A 13,526-nucleotide genomic window follows, 5' to 3' on the forward strand; every position below is an offset into this window, starting at 1 on the left:
CCGTTACTCTGGCGGGTGTATGTTTTACTCCGGTGTCCTCTTCCTATCCCCACTCCTCTCGGGCGCCCGTTGGGGCCGGGCCCCCCCCGCGGCCGAGGCGAGTCCCCGCCTTCTCCGGCGTGAGGGGGTGGTGCAGGTCGAAGGCCGGCGAGTCTGAACGTACGCGGGGCAAAGCCCGGAAATTGTGCCTCGGGGGTGGACAGGAGGTCGCCCACTCCAGGGAACGGCCGAACCCCCACGGGTCGTCCACCTCGACCCTCGGTGCGTAGCGGCTGGTGCGCCACACGTTGTACAGGAACGGCAGGGACGACAGGCCCAGCAGAAAGGAGCCGGCGGACGAGATCGTATTGAGCAAGGTGAAGCCGTCCGCCGAGAGATAGTCGGCGTAACGCCGGGGCATTCCAGCCTCTCCCAGCCAGTGCTGGACCAGGAAGGTCAGCTGAAATCCGACGAACAAGGTCCAGAAATGGATACGTCCGACGCGTTCATCCAGCATGCGGCCGGTCAACTTGGGCCACCAGAAGTAGAAGCCGCCGAACATCGCGAAGACCACTGTTCCGAAGAGAACGTAATGGAGGTGGGCGACGATGAAGTACGAATCGGTGAAATGAAAGTCCAGCGGGGGTGAGGCGATAAGTACTCCGCTGAGGCCGCCGAGGAGAAATGTCACGAGGAAGCCGATCGCCCAGAGCATGGGTGTCTCGAACGAGATACTGCCGTGCCACATGGTGCCGATCCAGTTGAAGAACTTGACGCCGGTGGGCACGGCGATGATGAACGACATGGCGGAGAAAAAGGGCAGGAGCACGGCTCCCGTCGCGAACATGTGGTGGGCCCAGACAACCGCCGAGAGCATGGTGATGCTGACCGTGGCCATCACCATTCCGAAATACCCGAACATCGGCTTTCGGCTGAAGGTGGGAATGATCTCGCTCACCACTCCGAAGAAGGGCAACGCGACAATGTAGACCTCGGGATGACCGAAGAACCAGAACAGGTGCTGCCACAGCAGAGCCCCGCCGTTGGCGGGGTCGTAAATATGCGCTCCGAACTTCCGGTCAGCTTCGAGGGCGAGCAGGGTGGCCGCGAGCACCGGAAAAGCGAGCAGCGCGAGGATCGAAGTGAACAGAATGTTCCAGGTGAAGATCGGCATCCGGAACATGGTCATCCCCGGGGCGCGCAGACAGACGATCGTAGTGATGAAATTGACCGATGCCAGGGTCGTACTGATCCCCGACAGCACCAGGCCCATGGTCCAGAGGTCTCCGCCGGCGCCGGGCGAAAAGACGGCACTGTTCAGCGGGGCGTAGGCGAACCAGCCGAAGTGCGCCGCGCCGCCGGGCACCACGAATCCGGACACCACGATGATTCCGCCGAAGAGGAAGAGCCAGTAGGTGAGCGCGTTGAGGCGAGGGAAGGCGACGTCGGGCGCGCCGATCTGCAGCGGCATGATGGCGTTCGCGAAGCCGCCGAACATCGGCGTGGCGAACAGCAGCATCATGACGGTGCCGTGGACGGTGAACAGCTGGTTGTACTGTTCTGCGCCGACGATCTGAAGCCCTGGCCGGGCCAGTTCCGCTCGCATGAGCATGGCCAACAATCCGGCCAGCAGGAAGAACCCGAACGCGGTGACCATGTAGAGATTGCCGATGACCTTGTGGTCCGTGGTCGTCAGCCAGCCCATGAGCCTCACACCGGCATTGATGCGCCTGTTGGCCACCGGCTCGGCCGACGCGGCTTCCTGCAGGTCCTGCGCCATCGGTTCTCCGTCCCGCCAGGTTGACTCGATGGTGGAGCCTGCCACCGTGGACGGCCCGTACGACTGGCGGTGACACCTCGAATTTCACCAGATCACCGGTGCTCCGATCGGGTGTCCCAGGGTCCCGCGGCGCCCAGGATGCGCGGGGGCATGAGCCGGACAGCCGTCAGTTCTGGTGCGAGCGACCGGGCCGACCGGGTGACGGCATGTCTGTCCGGGCGGGAATGCGCGACTGCGCTCTGGGCAGCGGACCAGGTCCGTGCGGTGCGCCGGCGATCAACCTCCTGGTCCCGCACGACGACCCAGGTGGTCGGCGAACCACTCTCTGGCCAGGTCCGCCACCTTTCCCAGAGCACCAGGCTCCTCGAACAGGTGAGTGGCGCCGGGGACCACTGCCAGTCGGCTCTCGCAGCGCAGCAGTGCCTGGGCCTGGCGGTTCAGGTCCAGCACCATGTCGTCTTCGCCTCCGACGATGAGGAGCGTGGGCGCGGTCACTGCAGGCAGGCGGGGTCCGGCCAGATCGGGCCTGCCGCCGCGGGAGACGACCGCCACGGCCGGGGAGTCCGGCTCCGCCGCCGCCCACAATGCGGCGGCCGCGCCGGTACTGGCGCCGAAGTAGCCGACCGCGAAGTCCTGGGTCTCGGGCTGATCGAGCAGCCAGCGGGTGGCGTCGGCCAAGCGGCGGGCCAGCAGAGCGGCGTCGAAGACGTGGGCGCGGTCCAGTTCTTCCTCCGCCGTCAGAAGGTCGAACAGCAGCGTGGCCAGGCCAGACTTGTTCAGCGAGGTCGAGACGAAGCGGTTGCGCGGGCTGTGCCGGCTGCTGCCGCTGCCGTGCGCGAACACCACGATGCCCGTGGCCCCTTCGGGGACAGTCAGGTGCCCGTAAAGCCGGACCGGTCCGGCATGTACGACGACTTCCGGATCCGCGGCCGTCATCGCCGCTCCTCCCACGGTTGCTGCGTCTACGTGCCGCTGCTCGATGCCCTCAAGAAGGTCGGCTCCTTTGCCCGACGCTGTCCCAAGGCGCAGGACGGCCATCCGTCATCTCGGCCTTGGGCCGGGCTTCTTGCCGACCCTGCACCCTCCACGCTACTCGCGTTCTGCCGATGCGCGAGCGGCTTCACCACCGGAGCCCATCGTGATCGCCGCTTCGGCGTGCCAGGGTTCCATGCCCCTCTGTACCGGCTGGTCGGAGCATGTCCGAAGGTTCGGCAAGCCTGCGTGCTGCCGCCGAACCGCGCGGGAGCGCGTGGAGCAGCCGCTCGTCGCGGACACCGGCCGAGCGCACCGCACGGACCAGGGCCTCCGGGGAAGCTGTGCCCATCTCTCCCGCTCCGTCCCGGCTCATCCCTTGACGACGCCCAGCGGCACCAGCCGGGCGACCGGCCGGGCGAGTCCGGCGCCCTCGGTGACGGCGGCGACCGCGTCGACGTCCTTGTACGCCTCCGGCGCTTCCTCGGCAAGACCACGCCACGAGGAGGGGCGCACGGCGATGCCCCGGGCCTCCAGCTCGCCGCGAAGCCGCTCCCCACGGACCATGCGCAGCGCGTGGTGGCGGCTCCAGACCCGGCCGGCGCCGTGGCAGGCGGAGTGGAAGGCGTCGTTGCCGGGCAGGCCGACCATCACGTACGAGGCGGTGCCCATTGTCCCGGGGACGAGTACCGGCTGGCCCGCCTGGGCCAGGTCCTCGGGCAGGCTCGGGTCGCCGGGCGGCAGCGCCCGCGTCGCGCCCTTGCGGTGGACGCACAGTGGACGTGCCACACCGTCCACTTCGTGGGTCTCGAGTTTGGCCGTGTTGTGCGAGATGTCGTAGACCAGCTCCAGACCGACTCCCGCAGCCGTCGCGAAGGCGTGGCGGGTGGCTTCGGACAGCAGCTGGCGGTTGGCCCGGCCGTAGTTGGCGGCCGCCGCCATCGCCCCCAGGTACGCGCGGCCCCGCGGCGAGTCGACCGGCGTGCAGGCCAGCTGCCGGTCCGGTACCTGGATGCGGTGCCGGTGCAGTTCCTGGTCCATCACGCGGACGTGGTCGGTGCACACCTGGTGTCCCAGGCCGCGCGAGCCGCAATGGATCATGACGCACACCTGCCCCACCCGCAGCCCGAAGGCCGCCGCGGTAGCCGTGTCGTAAACCTGGTCCACCGCCTGGACCTCCAGGAAATGGTTGCCCGAGCCGAGGCTGCCCACCTGGTGGAGGCCGCGCTCTACGGCGCGCGTGCTCACCTGCCCCGGGGCCGCGCCGTCCAGGACGCCGTAGTCCTCGCAGCGCGCGAGGTCGCGCGGTACACCGTGGCCGTGCTCGACCGCGTACCGAGCGCCGCCGACCAGCAGCTCGTCCATCTCCCCGGCCCCCGACAGCTTCCACAGGCCGCCGCGCCCCATGCCGCGCGGGATGGTGCTGTCCAGGATGTCCATCAGCCGCCGCATCCGGTCGTGGCCGAGCGCCTCGCGGTCGATGCCGGAGGCCAGCAGCCGTACGCCGCAGGAGATGTCGAACCCGACGCCGCCCGGCGAGATGACCCCGCCGTGGGAGATGTCGGTGGCGGCCACCCCGCCGATCGGGAAGCCGTAGCCCCAGTGGACGTCGGGCATGGCGAAGGAGGCGCGGACGATGCCGGGCAGTGTCGCCACGTTCGCCACCTGCTCCAGCGCCTTGTCCCCAGCCGCCTGCGGCAGCAGCGCCCGCGAGGCGAACACCACCCCGGGTACGCGCATCGGTTCCCGCTGCTCGATACGGAAGCGGTACGGGCTCTTCTCCATCAGTGCGATGTCCACGTCCCTCACCTCCAGTCGACCGTCAGCCGTCCGGTCCGATCGGCGACGGCGGTGCCGAACTCGGCGCAGGCGGTGGTGAGCCGCTCGCGGATCCACTCCCGGTCCTCGCCGCGCGCCAGGCGGGTGTGGCAGTAGTCCAGGGCCAGCGGCATCGCCTCGACCCGGGTGGGAACCAGGTGCGCGGCATCCGGGCCGTCCAGGGTCACCAGGAAGAGGAGCCCCAGGTCATTGCGCAGGACCGGGTCGACGGCGTAGTCGTCGACGAAGTCGCCCAGGTCGTAGAGGATCCGGTCGGCGATCCCGTGGAAGACATGGGCGGAGTGCCCGGCGACGAGTGTCGCTCCCGCCGCCAGCAGCTCCGGGGCCGCGGCCGAGATGTGGCGCAGCGGCCGGGAGGTCATGTTGGGACCCCAGTGCGGCGTGACCAGGACGACATCCGCCGCCGCAGCGGCCCGGCCCACCGTCTCCCTCAGCCAGCCGGGCACCCCCGCGTGAAGATCGGCCCAGGCCACACCGGGACTGTTCGCCCCGGCCGCGTACTCCTGCGGGTGGTCCGTGACACCCACCACCGCAAGCCGCACACCGCCCGCCTCCAGCACCGCGAACTCCCGGGCCGCGTGTACGTCCGGCCCGGCGCCGACCGCATGGACGCCTGCCCTGGCCAGCAGGGTGCGGGTGTCGGCCATGGCGTCGAACCCGTAGTCCAGGGCGTGGTTGTTGGCGAGCGTCACACAGTCCGCCCCCAGTTCGGCCAGCACCTTCGCGGCGGCGGAGGGAGCGCGGAAGAAGAAGGCCTTTCGCGCGTCGGGCCAGCGGTGACCGCGGTCGGAGACACAGCACTCCAGGTTGAGCACGAACAGGTCCGCCTCCGCGAGCACCTCCCTGACCCCTGTGGAGACCAGCGTCCCCGGCACCGGCGAGCGGCGCAGCTCCTCGGCGACGCTGCGCCCGAGCATGGTGTCGCCGGCCAGTGCCACCGTGAGGGTCATGATCCCGTCACCTTCCCCGTCCTGTACTCAGACGTCGAGGGTCACCCGGCAGGTCCAGCCGCCAGGGCCGCCGCGCAGTTGCAGGTCGTGCAGCGAAACGGCCTTCGGTACCGCACCGACCGGCACGGCGGTGTCGGCGTCGGCCATCCGGAAGCGGACCGACAGGCCCCGGCCGTCCCCTGCCGACCGGATCGGCCCCACCTCCACGTCGAGCGGTATCTCACCGTCGGTGTCCATCCGGTAGACGACCTCCTCCAGGACGGACACCAGCAGATCCTCGTCGGACTCCGCAGTGAACGCACATGCGCGTTCCGCGACGACTGCGGCCCCGGACGTGTCGGCGAAGCCCTCAACCACCGCGCGCACCGCCTCGCCGATGCAGCCCTCGGCCGTCGGCGACCACGCTTCCACCCGCAAGTCCGCGGTGTGGGGCACAGCCCAGTGGCCATACGCGCCGGGCTGCTTCCCCGCAGGTTCCCGACCGTCCACGGTCGGCGCCTCTCCGTCGTCTCCGGATGCACAGCCTGATGCCGAGCTCCTTGAGCTGCAGGCGATGCCTCCTCCAGAGTCGTCCCGTACACCGCTCCAGGGCAACCGGCACGAGGCGCGAGCACCCGTCGGCGTTGCACACATTCACTTGCCGCCCCCGCCTCGTTGACTGTGGGTAATCGGTAGATGACGTACGGGAGTTGTCTCGCCGTGCTGGTGAAGGAGCACACGCATGCCGGTCTCGCTCGGTCTCGGCCCTTCGTAGATGAAGCCCGCCGGGGCCTGGCGCGTGCAGTGGAGCCATTGCGCGACCTGCTCCGCCTGGTCGGCAGCGCTGACGTGACTGAACGAGAGTCAGAACAAGGGGAGTTGGGGGACTGGTAGGAAAGTTTACTGTTCGCTAGCATCTCGGGCGGTGGCCTGGCGCGGTGCCTGACCTCCGTAGGCATGACGCGCTCAGTGAGAGCTCTGGCCCGGCCACCACGATGCCGCCCCTGCCCGTACGAGGGGCGGGGTGCGAGGTCGCGCACCGATGCCCAGCTCTCGCCACCCCCAAGGCCAGGAGTCCAGGGATGTACCCGAACGGCTCAGCTCCGCTTCTCGCGCCCACGCGGCGCCGTACGGTGGGCGTGGTCATCGCCGCCGTACTCCTCCTCGTCGGCAGCCTGTTGCTCGCCCACCCCGACCGGGCCGGCGCCGCCGCCGACCCCCTCATTTCGCGTGGCAAGCCCGCCACCGCTTCCTCCAGCGAAGGTTCCGGGCTCGGCCCGCAGAACGCCTTCGACGGCGACCCGGCCACCCGCTGGGCGAGCGCCGAGGGCAAGGACCCACAGTGGATACGCGTCGACCTCGGTGCCACCGCCGACGTCACGCGGGTGGCGCTGAGTTGGGAGGCCGCGTATGCCAAGGCGTACCGGATCGAGATCTCCACCGACGGCACCACCTGGACCCGGCTCGCCGACGAGACGGCCGGGAACGGCGGCACCGACGACTGGTCCGCCCTCTCCGGCAAGGGCCGATACCTGCGCGTGTACGGCACCGCGCGCGGCACCGCCTACGGCTACTCGCTGCACGAGGTCGAGGTGTACGGCACGCTCGGCGGCACGCCTCCGCAGACCGGCGCCTTCGCCGTGGTCGCCGCCGGTGACATCGCCGCCCAGTGCACCGCCTCCGACAGCGCCTGCGCGCACCCCAAGACCGCCGCATTGGCCCAGAAGCTCGATCCGAAGTTCTATCTGACGATGGGCGACAACCAGTACGACGACGCACGGATCGCCGACTACCGCGCCTACTACGACAAGACGTGGGGCGCTTTCAAGGACAAGACGCATCCGGTACCGGGCAATCACGAGACGTACGATCCGGCCGGGTCACTGGCCGGCTACAAGGCCTACTACGGGGCCATCGCGTATCCCCAGGGCAAGAGCTACTACAGCTTCGACGAGGGCAATTGGCACTTCATCGCCCTCGACTCCAACTCCTTCGACCGGAGCGCCCAGATCGACTGGCTCAAGGCCGACCTCGCCAAGAACAGCAAGGCGTGCGTCGCCGCCTACTGGCACCACCCGCTGTACTCCTCGGGCGGGCACGGCAACGACCCGGTCAGCAGGCCGGTCTGGAAGATCCTGTACGGAGCCAAGGCCGACCTCGTGCTCAACGGGCACGACCACCACTACGAGCGGTTCGCGCCACAGAACCCCGACGGGAAGGCCACAGCCGACGGAATCACCGAGATCGTCGGAGGCATGGGCGGCGCCGAGCCTTACCCCATCGAGAACGTCCAGCCCAACAGCCAGAAGCGGATCAGCGGTGAATACGGCGTCGTGAAACTGGACTTCACCGACTCCGGCTACAGCTGGAGCTACGTCGGCACCGACGGCAAGAACAAGGACACCAGCCCGAAGTACGCCTGCCACTGATGTATCTGGCGACCACAGGCCGCCGGGATGCGCCGGCCCCGCCCCGCACCGGCGGGGTGGGCCGACGCGTCCCCGGCACCGTCCTGGCACTCGGCACGGTCAGCCTCGTCACCGACATCTCCTCCGAGATGGTCACCGCGGTGCTGCCGCTCTACCTCGTCCTCGGACTCGGTCTCTCACCTCTCCAATTCGGATTCCTGGACGGCCTGTTCAACGGCGCCGCCTCCGTCGTGCGGCTGCTCGGCGGGCACGCCGCCGACCGCGGCTGCCGGCACAAACGGGTCGCCGGGATCGGCTACGCCCTTTCGGCCTGCTCCCGGCTCGGCCTGCTGCTCGCGGGTGGAGCCACGGCCGGGATCGCGGCTGCCCTCGCCGCCGACCGGGTCGGCAAGGGCATCCGTACGGCGCCCCGCGACGCGCTGATCACCCTGAGCAGCCGGCCTGATTCACTGGGCCGGTCCTTCGGCGTGCACCGAGCGATGGACACCACGGGCGCCCTGCTCGGCCCGCTCGCCGCGTTCGCCCTGCTCTGGGCGACCGCCGACGCCTACGACGCGGTGTTCGTCGTCAGCTTCTGCGTCGGCCTGCTCGGGGTACTGCTCCTCGTCCTGTACGTTCCCGGGCGCCACCCGACACCGCCAACGAACGCAACTCCACGTCCACGCAAGGCATTCGGGGCACTCCGTGACCCCGCCTTCCGGCGGATTCTCGGAGCCGCCGCCCTGCTCGGTGCCGCCACCGTCGGTGACGCCTTCGTCTACCTCCTGCTCCAGCGCCGCCTCGGCCTCCCCGTCGGCTGGTTCCCATTGCTGCCGCTCGGCGCGGCGGCGTGCTATCTGCTGCTCGCGGTCCCGGCGGGCCGGATCGCGGACCGGGTTGGCCGACGGCTGCCGTTCTTGTACGGACACGTCGCGCTGCTCGGTGTGTACGCCACACTCCTCGCCCCGAACGGCGGCCCGGCCCCGCTTCTCCTTGTGCTCGTCCTCGTGCTGCTCGGCGTCTTCTACGCCACTACCGACGGGGTGCTGATGGCCCTCGCCGGACCCGTGCTGCCCGCCGACGGCAGGGCGGGCGGACTCGCCCTGCTCCAGACCGGCCAGGCCCTGGCCCGGATGCTCGCCGCGGCGGGCTTCGGCGCCGCGTGGACGGTGTGGGGGCCGCGCCCCGCGCTGTGGGCGGCGATATCGGCCCTGCTCGCTGCGCTCGCGGGCGCCTGGGCGCTGCTGCCGCGCAACCCGTCCGGCATCCAGGCCCCCGAGGGGCCGGGAGCCCAGATCCCCGAGAGGCGGACCGCATGAGTGCCAGGTTCCAGAGCCCCGAGACCCCGCTGGGCCCTCGGGCCCGTATCGCCGTCGTGGTGGCCGCGGTACTACTCCTCGCGGGCGGCTCCGTCGGGTACGTCCTGCACGCGGAGAACCGGGCGGAGGGTCAACGAGCCGACGCAGACGCCTCGTTCACTCTCGCCGGGCCCGCGCTGTACTTCCGGGACACGGCCACGGGACGCGTCGCCCATCAGCCGCTCGCCGGAGCCCCCGGCACCCGCACCCCCGGCGGCCCCGCCTGCGACCGGTTCTACGCCTCCGGTGACAGCGCTCTCTGCCTGCGCGCCAAGCCCGGGGTGCTGCCGAAGACATACGCAATCGTTCTCGACCGGCGGCTGCGCGAGACGCGCCGGATCACCGTACCGGGCGTTCCCACCCGGGCCCGCGTCTCCGCCTCCGGGAGAATGCTGTCCTGGACGGTGTTCGCCACCGGTGACTCGTACGCCACCACCGCCTTCTCCACCCGGACCGCCGTCCTCGACCTGCGCACCGGCTACCTCATCAAGTCCATCGAGGACATCCCCCTCACCATCGACGGTGCCCGCTACCACGCCCCCGACGTCAACTACTGGGGAGTGACCTTCGCCCGCGACGACAACCGCTTCTACGCGACCGTCTCCACCAAGGGCCGCACCTACCTCGTCGAGGGCAACATGAGGGACTGGTCGGCGAAGGCGCTGCGGCAGAATGCCGAGTGTCCCTCTCTGTCACCCGACAACACTCGGATCGCCTTTAAGAAGAAGGTTTCCGACGACCCGGCCGCGCCCTGGCGGCTGTACGCCCTTGACCTGCGGACCATGCGTGAGACGCCGCTCGCCGAGACACGCAGCGTCGACGACCAGGCGGCCTGGCTGGACGACGAAACGGTCGCCTACGCGCTGCCTGGCGCGGCCGGCCGGGCGAGCGACATCTGGACCGTCCCCGCAGACGGAACCGGGGCACCCCGCGTGGCCGCGGCGGGTGGGTCGTCGCCGGCGGTGGTGGGCTGAGCGAGGTGGCCCGGGGCAGAAGCAGCCCACCGGGCATGCCCCATTCGGTGTCGTGACAGGCGCGGTCGCGGCGTGATCCGAGCCGCCCGACGGCGGAAGCCTGCGATGCCGTCAGGTGCCGACGTAGGCCGAGAGGTGCTTGCCGGTGAGGGTGGAGCGGGCAGCGACGAGGTCGGCGGGCGTGCCTTCGAAGACGATCCGGCCGCCGTCGTGGCCGGCGCCGGGGCCGAGGTCGATGATCCAGTCGGCGTGCGCCATGACCGCCTGGTGGTGCTCGATGACGATGACCGACTTGCCGGAGTCGACGAGCCGGTCGAGCAGGCCGAGCAGCTGCTCGACGTCGGCGAGGTGGAGGCCGGTGGTCGGCTCGTCGAGGACGTAGACGCCGCCCTTCTCCGCCATGTGGGTGGCGAGCTTGAGCCGCTGCCGCTCGCCGCCGGACAGCGTCGTGAGCGGCTGGCCGAGGCTGAGGTAGCCGAGCCCGACGTCGGCGAGCCGGCCGAGGATGCGGTGAGCGGCCGGCGTACGCGCCTCGCCGACGCCGAAGAACTCCTCGGCCTCGGTCACCGACATGGCCAGCACCTCGCTGATGTCGCGGCCGCCGAGGTGGTGGTCGAGCACCGATGCCTCGAACCGCTTCCCCTCGCACTCCTCGCAAGTGGTGGCGACGCCGGCCATCATCGCCAGGTCGGTGTAGATGACGCCGGCGCCGTTGCAGTTGGGGCAGGCGCCCTCGGAGTTGGCGCTGAACAGCGCCGGCTTCACGCCGTTGGCCTTCGCGAATGCCTTACGGATCGGGTCGAGCAATCCGGTGTACGTCGCCGGGTTGCTCCGCCTGGAGCCGCGGATCGCACCCTGGTCGACCGATATCACACCCGCGCCGGCGGGGATCGACCCATGCACGAGCGAGCTCTTGCCGGAGCCGGCGACGCCGGTGACGACGGCAAGCACCCCGAGCGGGACGTCGACGTCGACGTCGCGCAGGTTGTTCGCCGTCGCGCCGCGGATCTCCAGCGTGCCGGTGGGTGTCCGCACCGTCTCCTTGAGGGAGGCCCGGTCGTCGAAATGGCGGCCGGTGATGGTGCCGCCGGCCCGCAGCCCCTCGACGGTGCCCTCGAAGCAGACGGTGCCGCCCGCCGCGCCGGCGCCGGGGCCGAGGTCGACGACGTGGTCGGCGATCGCGATCGTCTCCGGCTTGTGCTCCACGACGAGCACCGTGTTGCCCTTGTCCCGCAGCCGCAGCAGCAGGTCGTTCATCCGCTGGATGTCGTGGGGGTGCAGGCCGATGGTGGGTTCGTCGAAGACGTAGGTGGTGTCGGTGAGCGAGGAGCCGAGGTGGCGGATCATCTTGACGCGCTGTGCCTCGCCGCCCGACAGCGTGCCCGACGGACGGTCGAGCGAGAGGTAGCCCAGCCCGATCTCCACGAACGAGTTGAGAGTATGGTGCAGCGCGGCGAGCAGCGGCGCCACCGAAGGCTCGTCGAGGCCGCGGACCCATTCGGCCAGGTCGCTGATCTGCATCGCGTATGCATCGGCGATGTTGATCCCGCCGATCCGCGACGACCGGGCCGCCTCGCTGAGACGGGTGCCGCCGCACTCGGGGCAGGCGGTGAAGGCGACCGCCCGGTCCACGAACGCCCGGATGTGCGGCTGCATCGCCTCCCGGTCCTTGGAGAGGAACGACTTCTGGATCTTGGGGATCAGCCCCTCGTAGGTGAGGTTCACGCCCTCGACCTTCACCTTGGTCGGCTCCCGGTGGAGGAAGTCGTGCATCTCCTTCTTGGTGTACTTGCGGATCGGCTTGTTCGGGTCGAGGAAGCCCGACTCGGCGAAGAGCCGCACGGTCCAGAAGCTGTCCGACTTCCACCCGGGGATGGTGAACGCGCCCTCGGAGATCGACTTGGTGTCGTCGAAGAGCTGGGTGAGGTCGATGTCGGAGACCTTGCCCCGGCCTTCGCAGCGCGTGCACATGCCGCCGGTGCGGGTGAAGGTCTTTTTCACGGCCTTGGTCCTGTCGGCACCGCGGTCGACCGTGAACGCACCGCTCGCCCGGACCGAGGCGACGTTGAAGGAGAACGCGTTGGGCGGGCCGATGTGCGGCTTCCCGAGCCGGCTGAAAAGGATGCGCAGCATCGCGTTGGCGTCGGTGGCGGTGCCGACCGTGGAGCGGGGGTCGGCACCCATCCGCTGCTGGTCGACGATGATCGCGGTCGTCAGCCCTTCGAGGACGTCGACCTCGGGCCGCGCCAGCGTCGGCATGAAGCCCTGCACGAAAGCGCTGTAGGTCTCGTTGATCAGCCGCTGCGACTCCCCGGCGATCGTGTTGAACACCAGCGAGCTCTTGCCCGAGCCGGACACACCGGTGAACACCGTCAGCCGGCGCTTCGGGATCTCGATGCTGACGTCCTTGAGGTTGTTCTCGCGCGCGCCGTGCACACGGATCAGGTCGTGGCTGTCGGCAACGTGCGGCGCAGGCGACTGCGTGTCCGTCCTCGTGGTCATGCTCATCGTGTCTCCATCTGTTGGGCGGAGCCGCCTTCGCGGTCTCCGTGGGCGTCGCCTGGCTCGATCCGACCAGCTTCGAGCGTAACGTCCGGTTCTCATTCGTCGGCGCGGTCGCGGCAACGGTCGCTGTCCACCTGATCGGCGATGTCGGCCGGGGCGTCGCGACGCCCGTCCGGCTGACGTCGGCCGGGTCGCGGTCGGCGCAAGAACCAAGGCATCCATGCCGCTTCGGCCCGTGGCGCCTCTGGGCCCAGGCCACACGGCACGCCCGGCCGAGGCGTCAGACCGACCAGCGGCCGTCGCGCATCAGCTCGCGATCGGGCATCTCAGCGCCATCGGGGTTGGTGACGGTGGCCACCGGACGGCCGGCACCGGCGTCGTGTGCGGGCTGCTTCACGGTGCCGTCTGTGCAGGTCATGGCTGCGATGGCCGGACGGCTCAGCGGAGCTCGTTGATGCGGATGAGGTTGCCCGCGGGGTCGCGGAAGGCGCAGTCGCGAATCCCGTACGGCTGCTCGGTCGGCTCCTGGACGATATCGGCGTCGCCGGCCTGCAGGCGCTCGAATGTGCCGTCGAGGTCGGCGGTGGCCAGGGTGATGCGGGCGTAGGTGCCCTTGGCCATCATCTCGGCGATGGTGCGGCGCTCGTCGTCGGTGATGCCGGGGCCGGCGGCCGGTGGCTCCAGGACGATGGATGTGCCGGGCTGGTCGGCGGGGCCGACCGTGATCCAGCGCATCTTGCCGTTTCCGACGTCGTTGCGGACCTCGAAGCCGAGGGTGTCGC

Annotated in this window: 10 protein-coding genes and 1 pseudogene; 3 read left to right on the forward strand and 8 right to left on the reverse strand. The window is 69.9% G+C overall.

The window, feature by feature from the left end:
• Nucleotides 1–43 precede the first annotated feature (43 nt).
• The 5 genes and pseudogenes from ctaD to ABTZ94_RS30665 all read right to left on the reverse strand — a co-directional run bounded on the left by ctaD (nucleotide 44) and on the right by ABTZ94_RS30665 (nucleotide 6,009).
• Nucleotides 44–1,684, reverse strand: a complete 1,641-nt coding sequence (gene ctaD / locus ABTZ94_RS30645; RefSeq protein ID WP_351205586.1) for an aa3-type cytochrome oxidase subunit I — start codon at nucleotides 1,682–1,684, stop codon at nucleotides 44–46.
• 351 nt (nucleotides 1,685–2,035) lie between these two features.
• Nucleotides 2,036–2,701 (reverse strand): annotated as a pseudogene (locus ABTZ94_RS30650) (dienelactone hydrolase family protein); the annotation flags it as partial.
• A gap of 402 nt (nucleotides 2,702–3,103) precedes the next feature.
• Nucleotides 3,104–4,531 (reverse strand): RtcB family protein, encoded by a 1,428-nt coding sequence (locus ABTZ94_RS30655; RefSeq protein ID WP_351205568.1) that lies wholly within the window; start codon nucleotides 4,529–4,531, stop codon nucleotides 3,104–3,106.
• A gap of 5 nt (nucleotides 4,532–4,536) precedes the next feature.
• Entirely contained in the window at nucleotides 4,537–5,520 is a 984-nt protein-coding gene (locus tag ABTZ94_RS30660) for a CapA family protein (RefSeq protein WP_351205570.1), read from the reverse strand.
• A 27-nt stretch (nucleotides 5,521–5,547) separates the two neighbouring features.
• Nucleotides 5,548–6,009, reverse strand: coding sequence for an archease (locus ABTZ94_RS30665; protein WP_351205572.1), 462 nt, complete (start codon nucleotides 6,007–6,009; stop codon nucleotides 5,548–5,550).
• A gap of 572 nt (nucleotides 6,010–6,581) precedes the next feature.
• Here ABTZ94_RS30665 and ABTZ94_RS30670 point away from each other — a divergent pair.
• From ABTZ94_RS30670 to ABTZ94_RS30680, 3 genes are read left to right on the forward strand one after another with little or no spacing between them, the layout of a single operon-like run.
• On the forward strand, nucleotides 6,582–7,928 hold the full coding sequence (locus tag ABTZ94_RS30670) for a discoidin domain-containing protein (RefSeq protein ID WP_351205574.1): 1,347 nt from the start codon (nucleotides 6,582–6,584) through the stop codon (nucleotides 7,926–7,928).
• Nucleotides 7,928–9,226, forward strand: coding sequence for an MFS transporter (locus ABTZ94_RS30675; RefSeq protein ID WP_351205576.1), 1,299 nt, complete (start codon nucleotides 7,928–7,930; stop codon nucleotides 9,224–9,226). The genes ABTZ94_RS30670 and ABTZ94_RS30675 overlap by 1 nt, the downstream gene beginning before the upstream one ends.
• Nucleotides 9,223–10,239 carry a TolB family protein gene (locus ABTZ94_RS30680; RefSeq protein ID WP_351205578.1) on the forward strand — a complete coding sequence of 339 codons (1,017 nt, stop codon included), beginning with the start codon at nucleotides 9,223–9,225 and terminating at the stop codon, nucleotides 10,237–10,239. The genes ABTZ94_RS30675 and ABTZ94_RS30680 overlap by 4 nt, the downstream gene beginning before the upstream one ends.
• A gap of 111 nt (nucleotides 10,240–10,350) precedes the next feature.
• Here the strand turns inward: ABTZ94_RS30680 and ABTZ94_RS30685 are convergent, their stop codons facing one another.
• The 3 genes from ABTZ94_RS30685 to ABTZ94_RS30695 all read right to left on the reverse strand — a co-directional run.
• Nucleotides 10,351–12,747, reverse strand: coding sequence for an ATP-binding cassette domain-containing protein (locus ABTZ94_RS30685; protein WP_351205580.1), 2,397 nt, complete (start codon nucleotides 12,745–12,747; stop codon nucleotides 10,351–10,353).
• 277 nt (nucleotides 12,748–13,024) lie between these two features.
• The gene (locus ABTZ94_RS30690; RefSeq protein ID WP_351205582.1) at nucleotides 13,025–13,162 is read right to left on the reverse strand and encodes a hypothetical protein; all 138 of its coding nucleotides are present in this window, start codon (nucleotides 13,160–13,162) and stop codon (nucleotides 13,025–13,027) included.
• Between the two features lie 20 nt (nucleotides 13,163–13,182).
• The coding region (locus ABTZ94_RS30695) for a VOC family protein (protein WP_351205584.1) at nucleotides 13,183–13,526 on the reverse strand (344 nt) is incomplete at its 5' end.

The sequence above is a fragment of the Streptomyces sp. NPDC002785 genome (assembly GCF_040295565.1).
Lineage (GTDB): Bacteria > Actinomycetota > Actinomycetes > Streptomycetales > Streptomycetaceae > Streptomyces.

Excerpts from the sequence above, each read along its gene's own strand:
- ctaD (WP_351205586.1), bottom strand. The coding sequence starts at position 1,684 with ATGGGCTGGCTGACGACCACGGACCACAAGGTCATCGGCAATCTCTAC.
- ABTZ94_RS30660 (WP_351205570.1), bottom strand. The coding sequence starts at position 5,520 with ATGACCCTCACGGTGGCACTGGCCGGCGACACCATGCTCGGGCGCAGC.
- ABTZ94_RS30670 (WP_351205574.1), top strand. The coding sequence starts at position 6,582 with ATGTACCCGAACGGCTCAGCTCCGCTTCTCGCGCCCACGCGGCGCCGT.
- ABTZ94_RS30675 (WP_351205576.1), top strand. The coding sequence starts at position 7,928 with ATGTATCTGGCGACCACAGGCCGCCGGGATGCGCCGGCCCCGCCCCGC.
- ABTZ94_RS30680 (WP_351205578.1), top strand. The coding sequence starts at position 9,223 with ATGAGTGCCAGGTTCCAGAGCCCCGAGACCCCGCTGGGCCCTCGGGCC.
- ABTZ94_RS30685 (WP_351205580.1), bottom strand. The coding sequence starts at position 12,747 with ATGAGCATGACCACGAGGACGGACACGCAGTCGCCTGCGCCGCACGTT.
- ABTZ94_RS30690 (WP_351205582.1), bottom strand. The coding sequence starts at position 13,162 with ATGACCTGCACAGACGGCACCGTGAAGCAGCCCGCACACGACGCCGGT.